Raw genomic sequence first — 3,187 nt, forward strand, 5'->3', positions numbered from 1 at the left:
GCAAACAGATTCGTGACGATCATTCGGCCGGCTCCCTGGAGACGGTCGTTGCTCAACCGCTTGCTGACAGATCCCGACGGGGATGTCTGCGACAAGCGGTTTCAGCCGTCACCACAACAGGGAGACGAACCATGCATTTCAGCCAGGTTCTTCAAGCTCTCGGCCAGCTGGCTTCAGGCTTCGCGCCCGGCAGCCGCACGGTCCGCACCCTCGAGATCGATCTCGACGGAACGGATGGCCCCTCGCTCTTCGAACAGGCCGCCATCGGCAAGTGGAAGACAGAAGACGGATCGATCCTGATCGATCTGCGGCCCGACGGGCAGTTCCACAAGGCCAAGCCGGAGGCGGGCGCCCAGCACCGTGGCCGCTACGCGGTCGACCGCTCGAAGCTCTATTTCGAGGGCGAGTCCGGCTGGGTCGCGCTCGGCAAGCTCAAGCGCGGCACGCTCAGCATCGGCGAGAAGCGCTTCCGCAAGGCATGAGCAGCCGTCGCGAGAGCGCATGACGACTAGCGAAGGGCCGTACCTCCGGCGGGAGGCACGGCCCTTCGGCTTTCCATGGCAACCGCAGCCGGTCAGTAGCCGACGGTGAAGCGACGGCGGCTATGGGCCGGCTTTTGCAGCTCGTCGACGAGCGCAACCGCGTAGTCCTCGGCCGAGATTGTGCTGTTGCCCTTGTCGTCGGCCAGGAGCTGATCGGTGCCAAGACGAAACTTGCCGGTCCGTTCACCCGGCTGGATCAGCGCCGAAGGCGAGAGAAAGGTCCAGTCCAGCGCCTGCTCAGACTTGAGCAGATCGAGGAAGACTCCGCCCTTCCGGGCCTCGTCGAGATAGATCGCCGGGAATTCCGGGGTGTCGAAAAGCCTGACGCCCGGAGCGACTTCGAGGCTGCCGGCGCCGCCGACGACGAGATAGCGCTTGACGCCGGACTGCTTCACCGCCGCGAGCAGAATCTGCGGATCGCTGGCCGTGAAATGGACGGCGCTGATCGCGGCGTCATGTCCGGCGAGGAGCTCCGCCAGCCCGTCCTTGTCGAAGACGTCGCCCTTGGCGACGGTGACGCCCGGCAGCGTTGCCACCTTGTCCGGGTTGCGGACGATGGCCGTGACGCTAAGGCCGCGCGACGACAGCTCGGCCAGCAGACGCGAACCGATGAATCCGCTGGCGCCGATCAATGCGACTTTCATGACAATGGCTCCTTGATATGGTATCCACGAGATACCTGCACTCCATTGGAGCCTATCTGACCATGCCCCGCCGAGCCGTAAAGAAGGCACTTTGGCGCGACATGGTCACCTCCGGGAAACCGCCATGCTGAAACGCCCCGACCCATTCCAGGCGCTTTGCCCGACGCGCCGCGTTCTCGACCGTATCGGCGATACCTGGGCGGTGTTGATCCTGATCGCGCTCGACGATGGCACGCTGCGGTTCAACGAGCTCAAGCGGCGGATCGAGAACATCTCGCAGAAGATGCTGTCGCAGACCCTGAAGAGCCTCGAACGCGACGGGCTCATCAGGCGCGAGGTGTTCCCGACCGTGCCGGTCACGGTCGAGTATTCGCTGACCGGGCTCGGGCGGACGCTGTCCCAGACGGTGCACCAGCTCACGCTCTGGGCGGAATCCCATATCGAGGAGATCGAGGAAGCGCAGCTGCGCTATGACCGCGGTCTTCCGCCGGCGGCGGGCAAGCGGATCCCGCTGCCGCTCAACCTCCCATGAGCGGCTTGCCGGCCGAGAAGAAGCCGCGCGATAGATCGGGCGGCAAGGCGCCATCGAGCACGTCCTGCGCCTTGAAGGCGTCGGGCTTCAGTCCGTCGATGTCCTTCCATTCGACCGGCATCGCCAGAGTCGCGCCCGGGCGAGCGCGGGTCGAATAGGGCGCGATCGCCGTCGCGCCGCGGCCGTTGCGCAGATAATCGATGAAGATGCGGCCGCGCCGGGCCTTCTTCGACAGCGTCGCCGTATAGAGCCGGGGCTCGGCCTGCTCCATCGCCTTGGCGAAATCGCGGGCGAAAAGCCGCACGCGCTCCCAGTCCGCCTTCGGCTTCAACGGCAGCTCGACATGGAAGCCCTTGCCGCCGGAAACCTTCAGGAAGCTGTCGAAGCCGAGATCCTCGACATGTCGGCGGACGGTCAGCGCGGCCTCCCGCACCCGCTCGACCGGAACACCATCGTCGGGATCGAGATCGAAGATGATCTGATCCGGAGTCTCGACGGCCGCCATCGTCGCGCCCCAGACATGGATTTCGACAGTGCCGAGCTGGACGAGCGCGGCGAGCCCATCGAAATCCTCGATATAGATCAGCTCCTCGCCGTCGGAATCCTTCCGGCGCTTGACCGCCTCGTGCAGCCCCGGGCCGGCATGCTTCTGGAAGAACCGCGTGCCGTCGATGCCATTCGGCGCCCGTACGAGGCTCAACGGACGGCCCACGACGAAACGCTGCATCAGCGGCCAGACCCTGCCGTAATAGGCGAGCAGATCCTGCTTGGTGAAGCCGATATCCGGCCAGAGCGGCTTGTCGGGGCTCGACAACTTCACGGCGGTCTCCATCGGCGCCGCCTTTCTCGCGGGCCGCGAGGCCACCCTACCGCCCTTCGCCTTTTCGGGAACCGGTTTGGCCGGCTTCTCGGCGACGATCCCGCCGGCCGGCTTGTCTTCGCGCAGCCCGAGGAAGGATGCGTGGCGCAGCGTCCGGGACGCAGTCCAGGCGCGGAACTCGACTTCCGCAACCAGTTCGGGCTTCACCCAGACGATGCCGCGCTCGCGGCCGGCCTGCCCTTCGAAGGGCGAGCCTTCCGTCGCGAGCTTGTCGAGCTTCGCCTTGAGCGAGGCGGCGGATTTCGCGGTGAAGCCGGTGCCGACGCGCCCGGCGGGCTTCAGCTCGTCATCCTCGTAGTAGCCCGCCACGATCGAACCGAGCTTGCGCGGCGCGGCCTGGGAGGGAACGTAGCCCGCGATGACGAACTCCTGGCGCTGAGTGCACTTCGACTTGATCCAGTCGCGTCCGCGACCGCTGCGATAGGGCGCGTCGGCCCGTTTCGAGATCACCCCTTCCAGCCCCATCCGGCAGGCATGCGTCAGCATGGTCTGGCCAGCTTCGATGAAATGCTCGCTGTAGCGCAGCGGCCCATCCGCCGGACCGCCCTCCAGCAGGTGCTGAAGCCTTTCCTTGCGGGCGAGCAAGGGC

The 3,187-nt window shown here is 66.0% G+C and carries 4 protein-coding genes; 2 read left to right on the forward strand and 2 right to left on the reverse strand.

The window, feature by feature from the left end; translation table 11 throughout:
- Window positions 1-482, forward strand: a 482-nt coding sequence (locus ACIPIA_RS13045) for an Atu4866 domain-containing protein (RefSeq protein WP_400510168.1), incomplete at its 5' end; no start/stop codon positions are given.
- Window positions 483-574: 92 nt separating this feature from the next.
- Here ACIPIA_RS13045 and ACIPIA_RS13050 read toward each other — a convergent pair.
- Window positions 575-1,186 carry an NAD(P)-dependent oxidoreductase gene (locus ACIPIA_RS13050; RefSeq protein ID WP_400510169.1) on the reverse strand — a complete coding sequence of 204 codons (612 nt, stop codon included), beginning with the start codon at window positions 1,184-1,186 and terminating at the stop codon, window positions 575-577.
- Between the two features lie 127 nt (window positions 1,187-1,313).
- Between ACIPIA_RS13050 and ACIPIA_RS13055 the strand changes: the two genes are divergently transcribed.
- Window positions 1,314-1,718 carry a winged helix-turn-helix transcriptional regulator gene (locus ACIPIA_RS13055; protein WP_400510171.1) on the forward strand — a complete coding sequence of 135 codons (405 nt, stop codon included), beginning with the start codon at window positions 1,314-1,316 and terminating at the stop codon, window positions 1,716-1,718.
- Here ACIPIA_RS13055 and ligD read toward each other — a convergent pair.
- Window positions 1,705-3,187: DNA ligase D (gene ligD / locus ACIPIA_RS13060; protein ID WP_400510170.1), on the reverse strand; the 1,483-nt coding region annotated here is incomplete at its 5' end. The two genes, ACIPIA_RS13055 and ligD, sit on opposite strands and share 14 nt — an antisense overlap.

The organism is Allobosea sp. CER48 (assembly GCF_044752385.1).
Taxonomy (GTDB): domain Bacteria; phylum Pseudomonadota; class Alphaproteobacteria; order Rhizobiales; family Beijerinckiaceae; genus Allobosea.